The organism is Vibrio sp. TRT 1302 (assembly GCF_050113875.1).
Lineage (GTDB): Bacteria > Pseudomonadota > Gammaproteobacteria > Enterobacterales > Vibrionaceae > Vibrio.
On the sequence record NZ_JBNJOF010000002.1, the window covers coordinates 213,175 to 230,140 of the forward strand.

At 44.0% G+C, this 16,966-nt stretch carries 15 protein-coding genes and 2 tRNA genes; 5 read left to right on the forward strand and 12 right to left on the reverse strand.

Annotated features, from left to right (window positions below):
• Positions 1–11: 11 nt before the first annotated feature.
• The 4 genes from ACQEXP_RS03780 to ACQEXP_RS03795 are packed head-to-tail and all read right to left on the reverse strand — an operon-like array spanning position 12 to position 4,209.
• Positions 12–893: a carbohydrate ABC transporter permease gene (locus ACQEXP_RS03780; protein WP_426968317.1), complete on the reverse strand. Its 882-nt coding sequence runs from the start codon at positions 891–893 to the stop codon at positions 12–14.
• Between the two features lies 1 nt (position 894).
• Positions 895–1,884, reverse strand: a complete 990-nt coding sequence (locus ACQEXP_RS03785) for a carbohydrate ABC transporter permease (RefSeq protein WP_426968319.1) — start codon at positions 1,882–1,884, stop codon at positions 895–897.
• A 56-nt stretch (positions 1,885–1,940) separates the two neighbouring features.
• Positions 1,941–3,185 carry an ABC transporter substrate-binding protein gene (locus ACQEXP_RS03790; protein ID WP_426968320.1) on the reverse strand — a complete coding sequence of 415 codons (1,245 nt, stop codon included), beginning with the start codon at positions 3,183–3,185 and terminating at the stop codon, positions 1,941–1,943.
• A gap of 10 nt (positions 3,186–3,195) precedes the next feature.
• A complete protein-coding gene (locus ACQEXP_RS03795; protein ID WP_426968322.1) occupies positions 3,196–4,209 on the reverse strand; it encodes a LacI family DNA-binding transcriptional regulator in 1,014 nt (337 codons plus the stop codon).
• Positions 4,210–4,511: 302 nt separating this feature from the next.
• Here ACQEXP_RS03795 and ACQEXP_RS03800 point away from each other — a divergent pair, with 302 nt between their 5' ends.
• Both ACQEXP_RS03800 and ACQEXP_RS03805 read left to right on the forward strand, forming a co-directional pair.
• Entirely contained in the window at positions 4,512–5,435 is a 924-nt protein-coding gene (locus ACQEXP_RS03800) for a histone deacetylase family protein (RefSeq protein ID WP_426968324.1), read from the forward strand.
• Positions 5,436–5,447: 12 nt separating this feature from the next.
• On the forward strand, positions 5,448–5,930 hold the full coding sequence (locus ACQEXP_RS03805; RefSeq protein WP_269376098.1) for an NUDIX domain-containing protein: 483 nt from the start codon (positions 5,448–5,450) through the stop codon (positions 5,928–5,930).
• A gap of 439 nt (positions 5,931–6,369) precedes the next feature.
• On the opposite strand, the gene ACQEXP_RS03810 is transcribed toward ACQEXP_RS03805, so the two are convergent.
• From ACQEXP_RS03810 to ACQEXP_RS03840, 7 genes are all read right to left on the reverse strand, one after another.
• Entirely contained in the window at positions 6,370–6,828 is a 459-nt protein-coding gene (locus tag ACQEXP_RS03810) for a hypothetical protein (RefSeq protein WP_426968326.1), read from the reverse strand.
• Between the two features lie 119 nt (positions 6,829–6,947).
• Positions 6,948–7,346 carry a hypothetical protein gene (locus ACQEXP_RS03815; protein ID WP_426968328.1) on the reverse strand — a complete coding sequence of 133 codons (399 nt, stop codon included), beginning with the start codon at positions 7,344–7,346 and terminating at the stop codon, positions 6,948–6,950.
• Positions 7,343–8,575, reverse strand: coding sequence for a PAAR domain-containing protein (locus ACQEXP_RS03820; RefSeq protein WP_426968330.1), 1,233 nt, complete (start codon positions 8,573–8,575; stop codon positions 7,343–7,345). Before ACQEXP_RS03820 ends, ACQEXP_RS03815 begins: the two co-directional genes overlap by 4 nt.
• A 422-nt stretch (positions 8,576–8,997) precedes the next feature.
• Positions 8,998–9,088: transfer RNA gene (locus ACQEXP_RS03825), tRNA-Ser, on the reverse strand.
• Between the two features lie 173 nt (positions 9,089–9,261).
• Positions 9,262–9,338, reverse strand: a tRNA-Pro gene (locus ACQEXP_RS03830).
• Positions 9,339–9,392: 54 nt separating this feature from the next.
• On the reverse strand, positions 9,393–11,195 hold the full coding sequence (locus ACQEXP_RS03835) for a DUF3413 domain-containing protein (RefSeq protein ID WP_426968332.1): 1,803 nt from the start codon (positions 11,193–11,195) through the stop codon (positions 9,393–9,395).
• A 28-nt stretch (positions 11,196–11,223) separates the two neighbouring features.
• On the reverse strand, positions 11,224–11,448 hold the full coding sequence (locus ACQEXP_RS03840; protein ID WP_269376096.1) for a YejL family protein: 225 nt from the start codon (positions 11,446–11,448) through the stop codon (positions 11,224–11,226).
• An 84-nt stretch (positions 11,449–11,532) separates the two neighbouring features.
• Here ACQEXP_RS03840 and yejK point away from each other — a divergent pair, with 84 nt between their 5' ends.
• From yejK to ACQEXP_RS03855, 3 genes are all read left to right on the forward strand, one after another.
• Entirely contained in the window at positions 11,533–12,534 is a 1,002-nt protein-coding gene (yejK, locus tag ACQEXP_RS03845; RefSeq protein WP_138973578.1) for a nucleoid-associated protein YejK, read from the forward strand.
• A 108-nt stretch (positions 12,535–12,642) separates the two neighbouring features.
• The gene (locus ACQEXP_RS03850; RefSeq protein WP_426968334.1) at positions 12,643–13,875 is read left to right on the forward strand and encodes an Hpt domain-containing protein; all 1,233 of its coding nucleotides are present in this window, start codon (positions 12,643–12,645) and stop codon (positions 13,873–13,875) included.
• A gap of 74 nt (positions 13,876–13,949) precedes the next feature.
• Complete coding sequence (locus tag ACQEXP_RS03855; RefSeq protein ID WP_426968336.1) at positions 13,950–15,098, forward strand: chemotaxis protein; 1,149 nt, start codon at positions 13,950–13,952, stop codon at positions 15,096–15,098.
• Between the two features lie 70 nt (positions 15,099–15,168).
• On the opposite strand, the gene nhaC is transcribed toward ACQEXP_RS03855, so the two are convergent.
• A complete protein-coding gene (gene nhaC / locus ACQEXP_RS03860) occupies positions 15,169–16,614 on the reverse strand; it encodes a Na+/H+ antiporter NhaC (protein WP_269376093.1) in 1,446 nt (481 codons plus the stop codon).
• Between the last annotated feature and the right edge of the window lie 352 nt (positions 16,615–16,966).

The following is a 16,966-nucleotide window of genomic DNA, read 5'->3' on the forward strand; positions in this document are numbered from 1 at the left end:
TTTTTACCTTTTTAGCCTTTAACTGCGCCTGACGTCAGACCACTTATCATCTGCCTTGAGGCAAATAAGTAAGTGATAACCAGTGGTAGTATCGAAATCGTGGTGCCGAGCATTACCGCTCCCCAAGGCGTATTTGGAATCCCCTGAACGCTTCTTAGAGCTTGTGTAATCACATAATTCTCAGGAGTGGTTAAGACCACCAAGGGTTGCATGAACATGTTCCAGAAGAACACGAACTGGACGATAGCAAGGGTTGCCAGCGCGGGCTTCATCAGGGGTAAGACAACACTCCAATAGGTTCTGAACTCTCCAGCACCGTCAAGTTTGGCAGCTTCGAGCAGTTCTTTCGGTACGGATGCCACGACGTGTTGTCGCATCAAAAATATGCCAAAAGGAGTGGTGGTAAAAGGAAGCCAAACCGCCAGTGAGTTATCGAGTAAGCCAAGAAACTTAACGATCATAAAATATGGAATCAGGCTCAATACTGGGGGAATCATCATTGAACCTACCAGCATACCGAACAGCAGGTTTTTGCCTTTAAACTGGTATACCGCGAAGGCATAGCCTCCCATACTGCAAAACAGCAACGAAATAGTGGTACCCAAAAAGGCGATATAGATAGAGTTAAACATCGCCTGCCAGAAAGGCATGATTTCAAGAAGCTTAGCGTAGTTGATGGCTAGACTGTCCCCAATCGCAAAGCTGATCCCCAAGCCGAAAATTTCGGTTCTATCCCGAGTGGACAGCAGTGCCGACCAAAGGAATGGGAAAACCGTCATGATGGCGGAAACAATTAAAATCACCGCCAGCAAGATCATCAACACCTTGGTTAAGATATCGAGAGTACGCGTGCTTGGACGCCAGCGTGGAATCGGTGTGTTTTGATGGCTCATGTTATTGCTCCCCCAGACCTTTTTTACCGAAGAAGAAAAACTGGATGGCAGTACAGCCAGCAATCAAAATAAACAGCAGCCACGAGATTGCAGAAGCCGTGCCCATTTCTAACCACTCCCAACCGACCTTGTAGAGATACATCGAAATCGTTAAACCCGATTGGCCTGTGCCACCTGTGCCGCGTGTTAGCACGAAGGGTTCTTCGAACAACTGGAGGTTGCCAATGATGGTCATGGTGACCGCGAAGAAAATAAATGGACGAATCATGGGTAGCGAAATACTCCAGAATCGGCGCCATGCGTTGGCTCCATCCATTCTTGCTGCTTCGAGAATGTCTTTGGGAATCGTCATTAAGCCCGTGGTGTAAAGCACGATATTGAACCCCGTGTACTTCCAAAACACCATAATCGCGATAGACGGTTTGACCATGGTGGCATCATCTAACCAACGTATAGGCTGAAAATCATTGACCCAAGAGAAAGCCCAACCAAACAGAGAACTGTCAGCGAGCGCGATTAAGGTCTGGTTAATAATACCGGCGTTAGGTGAGTACATATTGAAAAAGATAAGTGACGCGGCGACCGTAGAAGTGATAAACGGCAAAAAATAAGCAGAGGTTAACCAATGACGAAATTTGTCGCCCAATGAGACCAAAATGTAAGCCACAGGCAGAGCAACCAAATGTTGCGCGACTCCAGAGGTAATCGCCAGCCAGAGCGTGTTTTTCAGAGAGCGCCATAGCCAGGGATCGGTAAGCGCAATGTGATAGTTCTCAAGCCCGACATAATCCATGGCCCCAAGTCCTTCTACGGGGTTCCATTCGTGGAAGGATAGGTAGATGGAAAACAGCAGAGGAAAAACCCCAAAGACTGAGAAAATGATCAGAAAAGGTAGCAAGAATCCATACGGTGTAAGCGGTTTCAAACTCAAGCGAGAAAAAAAAGACTTACCCTGTGGTGTTTCAACAACCTTGCTAGCTGCTTGGTTCATAGTGTTGACCTCGAGTCAGGAAGGCGAGGTCGCCTTCCTTGTCTGTGAGCTATGGATTAAAGTTTACGCGTACGACGTTTAATCATGCGTTCTGCTTCTTTGAGTGCCGTTTGGATATCTTTACCCTCATCAAGCACTTCCATAAGCGCATTCTCTAAAATTATAGAGCGTGCGACATGGTCTCCTTTGGCTGGTGCCACAGGCTTGATGTTTTTGGCGACTTCAGCAAATAACAGGCGTGCTTTCTGACCACCAAGGAAGGGGACTTCTTGCTGGAAAAGCTCATCATCATATGTGGTGGTGTTGGCAGGGAAGGCCGCGATGGTTTCGAAGTGTTTAAGCTGGATATCACGACGAGTGGTCATGTATTCAATTAACTTCCACGCTTCATCTTGGTGCTTGGATTGGGTAGGGATCGATAGGAACGAACCACCCCAGCTGCCATAGATACCATCAGGAAGGTTGGATACACCCCATTTCCCGGCGGTTTCTGGTGCAATCCAATTGTTCAAATGTCCGAGTAACCAAGCCCCAGAAAGTTGAGTGGCGAACGTACCGTTACGAAAGCCCTCATACCATTCGTTTGACCAAGCAAGAACACGTGCATCCAAGCCTTTATCTCGAATTTCTTTTGCGACTTCAAACGCGTGAACAAATCGCGGTGATGTGACGACTGGATTGCCGTCTGCGTCAAAGTAAAGCCCTTCACCTTCGGGAACGGTAGTAAAGATAATCGCTTGAGCGACATCGGCGGCAGATGCGATAAGATACACGCCTTGCGCTTTGAGTGTCTCACCGGCTTTAATGTAAGTATCCCAATCTTTAATCGCTTGGTTTACGTCTATGCCTGCTTTCTCAAACACATCGCTGCGGTAGTACATTACGCCAGGGCCAAGGTCGACGGGCATACCATAGACATCCCCGTCAGCGCCTTTGCCTTGAGCCCAAGCGTAGGGGGCGAAGCGCTCTTGATATTTGTCTGCACCATAGTTTTCTGACAAATTAACTAGGCCGCCTGAAGCAACAAATGGTCCGATTTTCTCTACATCAACGACAATAACGTCACCTGCGCCTGACCCTGTTGCTAAGTTTGTTGTGAGCTTGGTGTGATGATCGCCATGATTGTTCATCAGGTAATCGACTTTAATTCCCGTCTCTTTTTCAAAATCAGGAAGCAGAACTTTCAGGCTGCTATCAAAATCGGGGAAACCGTCAAATCGGATTTCAGAATCCGCAGCGTTAACTGTTGCAGCCATTCCAAGTGCTGTGACAGTAGCAAGCGTCAGGGTTTTTAGTTTCATCGTATTGTCCTTAAATGACTTTATTATTGTCGAGTAGTTTGACCGAGCTACGCTGCACTAACCTTGGTGACAGCTTGAAGCTCACATCTCGTTTATTTCTGTTGAGGATCTGAATCGTCAGTAGAACGGCCTGAGTACTCATCTCCTCGATAGGGAAGTTAATGGTTGTCAGAGGTGGTGTGACGTATCGAGCAAACAAGATGTCATCGAATCCTATCAACGAAATCTGCTCGGGCACCTTGATGCCTCGCTCCTTTAATGTTTCAAATGCGCCAAACGCCATGTGATCGTTGCAGGCAAACACGGCAGTAAAAGAACGCTTTGTGGCGAGCAGCGCTTCCATCGCGTGAGCGCCGGATTGCTCAGTAAAACCGGCCTCTGATACCAATGCTTCATCAAACAAAATATCGGCGTTTTCTAACGCTTGACGATAACCTTGCAGACGCCCCCGGGCATCGGATTTATTCAGAGGTCCGGTAATACATGCGATATTGCGATGTCCCATTCGCAACAGATATTCAGTGGCGAGTCTTCCACCTAACGTGTTGTCTATCTCTATACAGTTTTGTGCGATTTCAGCGATTAAACGGTTAACGACAACCAAGGCCACCCCCTGAGAGACTAATTTGATTAGGTAGTCATCAGAAAGGTGTTGTGGATGGAGGATCATTGCATCAACTTTGCGCTCTAACAGAAACTCAACGGACTCCCGTTCACCTTGCTCAGAGTTTGAACCTGCGGTGACGACCGCATGGTAACCTAAGCGGCGTAACTGGCCTTCGATGCTATGTAAAATGCCAGAGTAGAATGGGCCGCCCAGTTCAGGGACAATGATTCCAATACTGCCAGTCTTACTTGACGCTAAAGCTTGAGCGATGGCATTCGGACGATAGCCCAACACTTCGATAGCTTGCTCGACTTTACTTTTTTTATCCGGACTGACTCTGCTGGTACCGTTAATAACACGTGATACGGTGGCTTTTGATACGCCTGCATATTCAGATACATCCTTTATCGTTGCCACGCTTTTTCCTCACATCCTGTTAGAAACCGTTTTCATGAGGCTAGTATTGAGGATTTGAAAATGCAGTAGCGTGAGAAAAATCACACAGATCTGGTGATAAAAAGACTGAATCTATCAAAGGATGAGGTGATGAGCAGTTTAGATTGAGCTCATGAAACAGTTTCATGAAATGGCTGTTTTTTGTACGTGAAAGGTTAGGGGAGAATTGAGCAACTCTCTGACCACTGAAGTCGATGAGTAGCCTTGCAACCAAATAACCAACTGATAACATGAGCCGTAATCCTTGCTCAAATTGAACCAATATGATCCCTCTGATTTATCACTCGCTCTATTCACAATTGCCTTTACCGGCTGGGCATCGTTACCCTATCAACAAGTACCGTTTATTGTTTGAAGCCATTGAAGAACAAAGAGGGAAAGATCCTCAATGGCACCGAAGTTTGCACTATGTTGAGCCTCAGCCATTATCGCAGCAGCAAGTCAGTCAGTGCCACTGCCCCGACTACATTGATTCATTGATATCGGGGACGCTTGGCGTTACTAAGATGCGCCGAATTGGTTTTCCTTGGAGTGAGCAGTTGATAAATCGGACTTTAATGTCCGCTGGTGGAACCTGTGAAACCGTTCGACAGGCATACGATAATGGGGTCGCGATTCATCTCAGCGGCGGCTATCATCATGCGCATTACGATTTTGGCAGTGGCTTCTGCCTAATTAATGATCTCGTGCTTGCCGCCAAGCAAGGCCTAGATATAGAAGGTGTCGATAAGGTTTTAATCGTTGATAGTGATGTGCACCACGGAGACGGTACAGCGACCTTATGCGATGGAGATACGCGGATTATTACCCTCTCTTTTCATTGTGATAAGAATTTTCCCGCGCGTAAGCCCGATTCGGATTTAGATGTTGCCCTGCCAAGAGACGCTGATGATAAAGAATTTCTTACGGCATTTACTTCCGTTGTTGAGATGGCGATCAATCTTCATCAACCTGATGTCATTCTTTATGACGCAGGTGTCGATATTCATCAGGATGATGAGCTAGGCTATTTAAATGTAACGAGTGAAGCGATCTACGCTCGTGATCAGTTTATGTTTGAGTTAGCGAAACAGAAGCAGATCCCCATCGCTTGTGTGGTTGGGGGCGGCTATCGAAGTGAGCATCAAGAATTGGTTCCAATCCACATGCAACTGATTCGTGCGGCGATAAACACTTATGGACGTTAATAAGGAGCACTCATGGAGCATCGCATCCGAGCGGCAGGGCTATTGATAAAAGATGGTGCAATGTTGCTGCTAAAAGTGAAAGACTTTAGTGGTGAATATTGGATTCCGCCAGGTGGGGGAATGGAAGCTTGTGACCAGAGCTCCAAGGCCTGTGTGGTGCGAGAGTTTAAAGAAGAGGCAGGAATAGAGGTCGAGGTCGGAGAGCTTATCTGCGTCAGGGAGTTTTTAGAGACACACACCAATCGTTATCATGCAGAGTTTTTCTATCTTATCGACAGCTACCTTGGCGTTCCGCATACAGGAAACCTGCGTGGTCTTAATGATGAAAGGTATATTCAGTCCGTAGAATGGGTTCCGATTCCCGAGTTAGCTGACTTACGCATCTATCCCAAAGAGCTAAAAAACAAGGTGCTGGATTTGATTGAATCAGGACTGTTTTCCACCCATCTAGGTAGTTACGTCCAAGGTCAGTATGAAAACATCAATCAACTATAGAACGGTGATTTGCGATTCTAAGCCATCGACTTCAGTAGGTGGCTGTTGTTTGGATGTCTATTTAGTGTGATTTTACAAATCACTCTTTTGGCAGAGCTCGGCTGACTTCGCATAAGTTCTGCTTGAATATCGGCTGGATATTTCTCGTAGATTCTTACATTCCACATAATTATGGACAATGCTATTTGTTTTTAAAATAGTCCCAATGGATAATGTGGGAGATATTAGTAGTGCAATGATGAATATTATTTTATTAATCTCACCTATATTCCAATTTAATTTAAATTGTTCCTTTACTGTATATATAACAATGTAGGTGCTAATAAGGAAAACAGTATATGCAGAGTATATGTTTATAACACTTGGTATTTCTATTACATGGTCATTAATGATATTGAAGTTATAAAAAGAAACAATGCCACTTGCTATGGACAAAATGCTAAATAATATAATTCTTAAATTGTTCATTAAGTTTCTCTTTAATTAAATCTTTTAGTGATTTTGTGAATTCACGTTCTTTGTCTATATGATTAAGGCCTTGTCCTATAAAAAATGATGCCGTGGCAAAAAATATACCTGAACCAACAATACCAATGGATATTGGTACTGCCGCAGTAAACAATACAACAGCCCCTAAAGCGGTAATCCCTTTTATCATATCGGCTGCCGAATTGCCGACAAACTCGGCTGATGTTGCTTCATCTCTTAATGTATAATCTACGGCATTGATACCTAAAGATACGCCAACCTCTAAGCCAACGTTAAAACGCACATAACGAGCCGCACCTTTTAAGTCATTAGCAAAATTAAAAATAGCACTTGCAGATAGAAACAATAAAGATGTTAGCAGGCAAGCTAATAGATTAAATAAAACAATAAAAAATAGAACCAGATTCATACGAAGATGCATATGAAAGGCAGATTTAAGAGTTAAAAGAATAAATTGAGCCAATGACAGATAAACCGATGCTGACAATAAGGAATAGAATAAGAATGACAAGAAAGTAAGGATTTACATTACTGTTCTTGTTGGCAAAGCTCTATTGATTTGGCATAAGTTCTACTCGAATAACGGCTTGATAACTCTCTTAAGTTTTTGCATTCTGTATAACCAATGATGTTGATATTTATATTGTAAATAATAATCATCGCTAACAAAGGAGATATTATTGTTCCAATAATTATCGTAACTTTATTGAAATCAAATATGGGATGATTTCTTTTGTAGCTATAAAATATATAATAAATTAAACCATATCCGCCCCACATAAAACAAGCAATTCCTGCCCAAATGTTGATTGGTCCAGAGGTCGTAATAAGAAGGCTATTAGAGAATAATGGTGATATATTTATTTTAGTAATCCAAAAACCCAAAGAAAATAAAATTAGTGAAGTAATAATTCTAACTATGATCACTCGTATAGTCCTTTTGCTTTATCTACTAAATACTCTGAGAACCCTATCTCTTTATCTACAATATTTAAGGCTTGTCCAAAGAAAAAAGATGCACCAACAAAAAATAATGTGGTCCCCATTATTGTTGCGACTGGTGCAGCAAAAGCTGCTGTAACTGTGGCTCCAGCCGATATGGACAAGATGCCTTTGACGATGTCTCCTGCGGAACTACCAACAAACCCCGCTAATGTAGCTTCGTCTCGTAAGGCATAATCCACAGCATTGATACCGATTGATACGGCAATTTCCAGACCGACATTAAAGCGTACAAAACGAACTGCACCTTTTAAATCATTTAAACCTAAGCCTAATTGAATGATCCTTGGATTATTGGCTTTCCATTTATGCCCACGTTCAAGAGTTTTAAGGTGTTTTCGATAGTTCTTAATGATAATCCAATCTTGTCCGTTGATCGTTTTTGTGTAGGCTTGAACACCTAAACTGCCTAAGCCCCTTGCAGTTTCTACAGCGTCATATGTTCCTTTACCTAAACCAAGACCATAGTCTTTCATGTTGCTTAGAGTCTGTTTGTAGCCTATGTCCTCATATAAGTTCTTTAAAAACTCATGGGCTTCCTCAGGGGACATCCAAGCAATGCTTTCCATAGGGTTAACATACTCAACATTAAGTGTTTTTCCACCATTTTTGGCTAAAGGGTTATAAGGCGGCCAATAAGCGTTATTCGGATTGAGCTGGTATTTGCGATTCTCTGTCGTTGTAGCATGTGACGAGGGAATTGGTTCATCATTTACTCCAAAGTTCTGTTGTTCAGTGCTAGATGTTGGTATATCAGCGCAACGTCCCGCAATAGAATCTGCCATAGTTTGATAAGCGGATTCCATTTCCGCTCTACTGGTGTGAGGTTTAAAGCCGTGAATCTTCCCGTCTAGTTTAGTAAATCTCATCGCACCAGCAGAGGAAATAACGGTGTTGCTGCCAGCGACGCAATCACACATTACTACATCTTTATCTAGAGCAACTTGAACATTAGCTACAAAGACATCCCACTTTTCTATGGCAACTATATGTCCCCAACCTTTTTTACATTTTCGGCATGTTGCAATCATACCGACTTGAGTGACTCCTTCGCCAACAAGCATGACAGAACCAACACCTTGGGTAACAACACCGCCAGTTGTGGTTTTATCTCCCTTATGGATTAAGCCTCGTCCCTTCGCATATGCTGTCATGAACACCTCACTTTAAGCACATAGTTTTCTGGCTACTCGGTCTAAGCGCGCAAGTTGGTTCAAATGGAATGATGAACGCTAAAATAACAAGCCTTCCGAGTCGCATATATTTGTATAGGAGCGATTGAAATCTATCGACCAATCAGGCTCATATGCTTGGCTTAATGAATATCAAAAAGGAGCATTCATCAAATCAATATGTTTAGCTATGAACTGTAATCACACGGTTACTTGTTGTTTATGGCAAAAGGCGTAAAACAGCGGATCTCAGGTGACTTTAGAGAAGTAAGAAACAAGACAGATCGAGACGATGAAAATTAGACGTTAAGAATTTTTCTGAGGGTAGAGTGGGGCAATCAGCTAGGTGATTACGAGTCCCTAAAAACGAGAAAACCCCAGTCTTTCGACTAGGGTTTTGAATGTGGCGGAGAGATAGGGATTTGAACCCTAGATACGCTATTAACGTATGCCGGTTTTCAAGACCGGTGCTTTCAACCACTCAGCCATCTCTCCGTTGTTGAAGCGAATAATATAGAGGTTCACAAATCTTGTAAACCCCTAATTTTATTGTTTGCTTTAATATTGAGCGGTTGAAAGTAAAAAGGTGTTTAAGCGAGTGTTTTTTATACTTTTGGTTGCGTTAAGGCAACAAAAAAGAGAGCCGAAGCTCTCTTTTTTTAGGTGTATGGTCGGACTGAGAGGATTTGAACCTCCGACCCCCGACACCCCATGACGGTGCGCTACCAAGCTGCGCTACAGTCCGATGCCCTTAATCTAATCTTAATTAAGCTGTGGGTCAATCCTATAACGCTATGATTTAGTTGCTTTTTGCGTAAAAACGCTGCAATTCAGTCAAGCCTTGCATCAGAACCGGCAAAGTTGGGTTCTCATCTTTTAGACGTTGGTAATTCTCGTCATAAAGTTTGTAGTTACCAAACTTATCTATAACCGTGGTGTCTTTGGTGGTAATTAAGGCTAAATCGCGCGAATCACCTGCCAAGATCCATCTACGCTTGCGCTCGTCAAACAGATTACGACCACTGCTGAAATCACTTGGATTCGACGATACACCGAGTAAGTCTTGAAGCAGAGTGACCGACATATCAAGGTGGCTTGTTCTATGTTGATATTCAGCGGCAACTTTACCTGGCCAGTGAATGATCATTGGAACCTGTAACTGGTAACGACTGTAGTTTGAGTTTGAACCCCAGCTATTGGTTTTCGTCTCGTTAAACTCTGTAGCGTGGTTAGAGGTAATGATGATCACGGTTGAATCACTCAGCTCAAGCGTATTGATTTCTTTGAGCAGTTGAGCGATCTCTAGATCAGCCGTTGCCACCGATTTTTTATAGCCAGCAATCAATTTGTTTGCTGCTGACTGTGCTTCACCGCTGTCGTATGCGTTAAAGTTATCGACGGTCGTCAGTTCAATGTAACTAAACCAAGGTTTATTGCCTTGTTGTTTTGCCCAATCAGCCCAAGCTTGAATCGCTAGTGAGTCTGGTGATTGGGTGTCGTTAAAAGCAATACCAGTGAAGTTCATGCCGCGGAAAACCGTTTCACCGTAAAGAGGTTCATCAAAGTTATCGCCGCTAAACAGACCGAATTGATACTGCTTTTCGATAAGAGTGTCTATAAGGATGGGCTTAGAGCCTTGTGCCTTAATGCTGCTTGAGTAGCTGCTAGGTAATCCATAGAACAGGCCGAAGGTACCAAATGAGTCATTACTTGAGCTGTAATGGTTGGTAAAGTTCTGGTTCTGTTGTGCGAACTGATAAGCCGCAGGCATGGTTTCTTGCGTCAGTACGTCGGAACGTAGGTTATTGACGCTAACAACCAAAACGTTAAGTGGGTTTGCACGACGGTCAAACTCAATTTTTTCCAGTGGGTAGCGTACTAGTTCGTTGCTGTCTTGGCTTTGTTCTAAGCGCAATAAATACTCTTCGCGGTCAAGCAGTCCGTGTCTTTCCATGAATGACTTCGCCGTCATAGGGTAGGAGAGAGGGAAGTTCGCGCGCTGAGCTGTGATTGGGTTATAAAAATACGCGTCAGCCCAGACATAAATCAGATGGCTTGAGATAAAGCTGACAAAAAACAGTGCCGCGATCGGACGGCCAACATGTTTGTGCGACAACTTACGTTGCTTGCGCCACACCCATTCAGATAAGGCAAGCTGCAATAAGAATATCAGTGGCAGGACGATAAATAAGTGCTGCAAGTCTACGGTTAGCGTTGAGCCTTCGTCGCTAAATAGCACTTCCCATACCACAGGGGTCAAGTGCAAATTGATGGTTTGATAGGCTTGCGTGTCGACCAGTAGCACAGTTAATCCGACGGTCGCAAAACAGACCGCCAGTAAGCGGAACAGCTTACGTGACGGAATGATAAAGGTCAGCGGAAATAGAACAAGTAGGTATAAGGCAAATACAAGGAAACCAAAGTGACCAACCCACGATACTGCTAGGTAGAATTGCCCTAGTAGTGTTTCAGGCCACGGAGATTGAGTGATATAACGGGTTCCGATCAGCATTGCTGCGATGATGTTGAAAAAGGCAAACCAGTGCCCCCAACCCACTAACCGCGATACGCGTTCGCCGTATGTATTTCCGTTATCAACCATGTAAGTGTTCTATTATCCGTTATTGTTCTTAGTGTTTTTTCGTTTCTACAGAAGAAACAAGCGCTTCTGCGAATTTTTCAGCAATTGTTTTGCGTTGTGAAGCAGCAATATCGTGATTTAAGACATTGGTAGCGATATTACCCGCAATCATTAATGCAAGCTCTGGGCCAGCAGAATGTTTTTCAAGTACTGCGGCGATCTCCGTTAGGATTCGTTCAACTTGTTCGTCGCTGTATTTAGATGTAATCGGCATAAAGACTCTTATGATGATAGTAAAGCGGCTTATGATAACCTACAATGCCACGCAACTGAAACCTACGCAGCGATAAATTTCATCATGAGTCTTCATCTTTCAAACGTTATTCTTCATCAACTGCAAAAAAACGATGCCGATGAACTGGTTGTTAACTTTCGAACCGAGTCTCTCGCTAACGATTCTTCTACCGAAAATCTAGTAGCTGAACTGCATCGAGTGTTCAATTCAAAAGCAGGCAAAGGCTTCGGCAGCTTTAAATCAGACAGCGATTTTCAGGTCTGGTTGCAAGAATTACGTCAAGGAAATCAAAATTTTTATGATTTCTCTCAGCTCAGTGCCAACCGTCTGAAGGATGAGCTATCTAAATACCCATTTGCTGATGAAGGCATTTTGGTTATTGCTGAATATCAGTCACTGGCTACTGACTACCTGTTTGTGGCGATTATTCCTTCTAACCAGAGTTTGAAGGTCACTGAAGGTTTGGACATCAGCGCAACAGATTATCTTGATTTATCAAAAATGGATATTGCCGCACGAATCGATTTGACCAGCTTCGAGACGGACAAAGATTCCAACCGTTACCTCGCTTACATCAAAGGACGCGTTGGACGTAAGGTTGCGGATTTCTTCCTCGATTTTCTGCAAGCAGAAGTGGGTCTAGACGCCAAAGTGCAAAACCAAGTATTGATGCAAGCGGTCGAAGATTTCTGTGCGGATTCGAAGCTCGAAAAAGAGGAAGTGATCAGCTACAAGAAACAGGTGGCAGATTACTGTAATGAGCAAATCAAATCTGGCGATGAAGTTCAGGTGAGAGAATTATCTGGCGAGTTACCTCCATCACAAGATGGCACCAGTTTCTTGGATTACACACAAGAGCAGGGATATCAGTTGGAAGAGAGCTTTCCTGGTGACCGTGCCGCCGTGCGCAAACTCACCAAATACGTTGGTGCTGGTGGTGGTTTGAATGTCAGCTTCGACAGTTTGTTACTTGGTGAGCGCATTTTCTACGATCCAGAAACAGACACGCTAACCATCAAAGGCACACCACCAAATCTACGTGATCAACTGACTCGAAATAGATAATTGGTACAAGAACTGGACTGACTGCAATATTTTGTCAGTTAGTCCTCCACTTCCTCTGTATAGTGTATATTCTTGTATTAAAGGGAAATAATCTATTTAGGCGGGAGCATGGAAGGTAAGGCGCTTAAAATCGGGTGGTTGTTACTGTGTGTGTGGGTCGCTTGCATTGCAGTACTCGCAAACAGTTATCGCTCGACCAATGCGACGAAAGAGCAAATCTATGAGCTCGGCAGCAGTATTCAAGACTTGCGAGAGACTTTCTCGTTTGATACGCCTTATCGCGTCCATATGGCGGACTCGCAATCACTCGATCTACAGCTTATCTATGCTCTTCGATTACAAATCGATGCGCATTATCAGGAAAGCTGGTACCTACCAGATGTCAATCAGTTACTGTTTACTACCGACCGATTTATTGAGCAGACACAGATCTACTTGGATAACAATTTAGATCTGCTGACCCTTGTTGAACAGGTTCGCCTAAAGCGTGAACGATATTCAAATGATCCCGAATTATCGCTGCTCTATTACCGAATCAGTGCCAATGTCCTAGAAGCGATTTTCAGCGACCGGAAATCGAGTCCTAAAATCTACCGAGAATTAGACCAAATCTATTCGTTGTCTGCCCAGTTACCAAAGGATGCACGGCAGGATTTGCAACAAGTCTTAGCCCAGATTTCGTTGGTTTTAGGGGGCTACGCGCAAGGACAGTACATTGTTGATAAACTGATGACGCACGATGTGTATGCTCAAATTGATACTCAAAGAGTTGCTTACAATCAATTGTTGATGAAGCATATTTGGTTGGGGTTATTGCTTACTTTGATTTTTATGCTGGCGGTCTTGCTGATGATCCCCCTTGCTTATCGTCATACTCTTCAGGCGGAGCCTCAGCAGGAAGAGGAGTCAGAGCAAGAGATTGAAGCATCCACTGTCATCGAAGCGGTTCCGGATGATACGCCAGTAAGAAAAAATACCTTTAACAAAGCATCAGATGAACCTGAGATTAACTTTGCAAAAATGCTTGAATCGTTGAACAACGATATGGAATCGGTATGCATGTTGTTGGAAGTGTTCATAGAGGACCATCATAAAGACGGTGAGCAGATTACGCTATTGTTGACAGATTCTCCTGAAGAAGCGCAAAGAAAAGCCCATAGTCTCAAAGGGGTGGGCGGCAATCTCGGCGCGACCAAACTACGTCAAGCAGCCGGTAAAGTAGAGGTGGCGATCAAAGACGATATTACGCTGGTGCCAGATTTACTAGATGAGCTGACTTGGCGTCTGGAAAGAGCGATCTCAGAAGCCAGACTTTTCCTAAAAGAGCATAATAATCAGTGAAATTGACGGTATACTGACTTTCAATCGATAAACTATCGAGCTTGTTTTTATTCGCTCAATCTGAGGTTTAGTTAATGCGTCGCTCTTCCGTCATTTGGTTGTTTTTACTGTTATTGCCATTGAGTGGTTGTTCCCTGCTAGAAGTTAAACTGGATAGTCAAACGACGCCGTTAACGCAGCAAGAACTTAATATGAGGCTGCTCACTCGTGAATACACACAGCAGTTTTTTTCTCAGGTTGAACAAGCGGCGGATACTATCTCTGCCAATTATCAGCCTCAAGACAAGGTTAACCAATCTTATGTCTTGCTATGGAAGATCAACGCCGAAGAAGGATTACAACGTTCGGCGTATCAAGTCTGCCCAACCGCAGCTCTGATCGATAGCTGGGTCTTCACGGAGCAGATGAATCAATTCTTTAACTCTGGTGCGGGTAATGAGCTATTTGTCACATCCGATGCCAAGCAAGTCTCGCAAAGGTTATCTCAAGAAATCGATAACTTAGCTCACTCTTTGCTTAAGGGAAGTAGCTACAACACGACTAAGACATTTGTGACTGAGTTTGCCGCTAAGCACCCATTTGAAGACTTAAGTTTTATTAGAACCCCCGCATATCGTGCTTGGTTAGAAGCAAACCAAATCAGTGAAAGTGAAGCTGTCTCGACGTTGGGTACAATGCCAGAAGCGCTGGGTGATGTGTCGGACCGCTTGAGTCTTGTCTCTGAGCAGACGCCAAAGATAATGACTTGGAAAGCGCAACTGATCGCGATGAACAGCAGTATTAGTGGTGAGCAATTAACGGCGACGCTGCAAAGTTTGCAGGCCACTTCTGAATCTTTTCAGGACTTTGTAGAAAACAATCCAGAGTATATGGAGAACCTTGCCAAACAGATGGCGATTCAGTTACAGCCACTGGTTAATGATATCGATGTTCGCACCGCGGCACGCCTCGACCAATTGAGTCTTGAACGTCAGGCGCTAGAGGAGATGGTCGCTCGAGAGCGTGCAGAGATTGCTTTGATCGTCAGTGCGGAGAGAGAGAAGTTTACTCAGGATCTCGATAAGGTGTCACAAGACGTGCTGACACTCGCGATGGACAAGCTGGTGGAACTGATTAAGAGTACCATTATCTATTTTGTCCTGTTTATCGTCGCGATATTCTTCGCACCTCTAGGCCTAGGTTACTTGCTTGGTAAACGAAGTGCGGTGAAGAAGAGTGCTTAGATGAGTTTCTAAGAACGAAAATGCAAAAAAAGCGCCTTAGATTAGGCGCTTTTTTCGTAGTCAAAGGAGGTTAAGCCGTTTGCTTAGCCAACTGCTCTGGTTGTTGAGCCTCGGAAGCCAATTCAGCTTCTTCAATTGGTTCGCATTTATCAACAAACCAACCCATATATGACGTAATAATGGTGACGAGGATACAAACAAAGCTTAACCACATGAACGGCGCATAAGAGAGTGTAGCGACACCAAGGATGCTCGCCATGTAGATACCGTTGTCGCTCCAAGGCACCATGCCCGAAGTCAAGGTACCGCCAAACTCTGCGTTACGAGAAAGGTTTTTACGCTTGTAACCTAGGCGGTCATAGTTCTTAGCACAGATTTTAGGGGTTAGGATCAGTGACACATACATCGCTGAACCGAAAACGTTACCCATAAAGGCGGTAGCAATCGTGCTTGTCGCAAGTGAACCCGCGCTCTGCACTCGACGTTCAAATAGTTTTGCGATGGTCTCTAGTACACCCACTTTATCGAGTAAGCCACCAAATCCTAGACCAAACACAATGACTGCAACTGAACCTAGCATTGATGACATGCCACCACGGTTTAGGATTGAGTCAATGAACGTTACGCCAGATGAGATTTCAAAAGGTGCCCATGCAGTGTTGAATGCTTGAAGGAAGTTAACATCTTGAATCATCACCGCCCAGATAATCCCGAGAAGTGAGCCGAAGCTGATCACTGGGAATGAAGGCATACGCATCGCCAGTAGACCAAGAACGATCACGACAGGAACGAATGAGTAAGGGGTGATGTAGAACTGCTCTTCCATTGCCTGAATAACAGATTGCACCTGAGTCATGTCAACGTTGCCAGCGTAGTGGAAACCAAACGCCGTGAACATGATGCCAGTAATGATGTAGCTGATTAAAGCCACTGGTAGCATCCCTTTAATGTGTTCTACGACTTCTACGTTGGACATCGAAGAGGCAAGGATCACGGAATCAGACAGTGGTGACATCTTATCGCCAAAGTAACAGCCAGAAAGTACCGCACCAGCGGTGATCGGTGCTGGAACGCCAAGTCCCTGACCAATCCCCATCATTGCAATACCCGCGGTACCGGCTGCACCCCATGATGTGCCCGTTGCGAGTGCCGTCAGTGAACAGATGATCATCGTTGCAAGAAGGAAAATTGAAGGGTGAATTGCTTTCAGACCATAGTAGATGATGGTAGGAACGATACCGCCTGAAATCCAAGTGCCAACAAGCGCACCGACTGCCAGTAGAATGAGTACTGCTCCCAAGCCGTTGGAGATGCCGTCCAACGCCGCTTTCTCAAGATCCTTGTACTGGTGTCCTAAACGGATGCCGAGCACCATGATAATGAACCAGCCAATGTATAGGGCAAGCTGGATAGGAAGATCCAATTGGGCAGTGAACGAAAATGCCATCAATAGGAACAATCCAAGGGAGACGATAACCTGGATCAAGCTGGGTAGACGTGGGGTAAGTTGCGTCATACAGAGCCTCTTATAAATGTTGTGAGCAAGAGCAAATAGAAGCCACTGCACTATCTGCTTTACGAGTGTTAACTCCTTTTTGTTACGAGTGGCACTTTACCGCAGTTAGAATAATATTTCGATAAAATGTCCATTCAATGTGATTTGAGTCTGTAATGGTAATTTTTTGTGGTTAAATATATGGTTAATCGTTAATTTTCATGAGTTGAAATGTTTTGAAATGTAATCAGGGTGTGGCACGTATTTTTCACTTATGTTTTAAGAAGCATTTGTTTTGTTTGTGAAAATAACAATCGAACAAAAAGGGAGCAAAATGTAGGTTTTGCACTTATTTGGAGTGGGAGTAGATAAA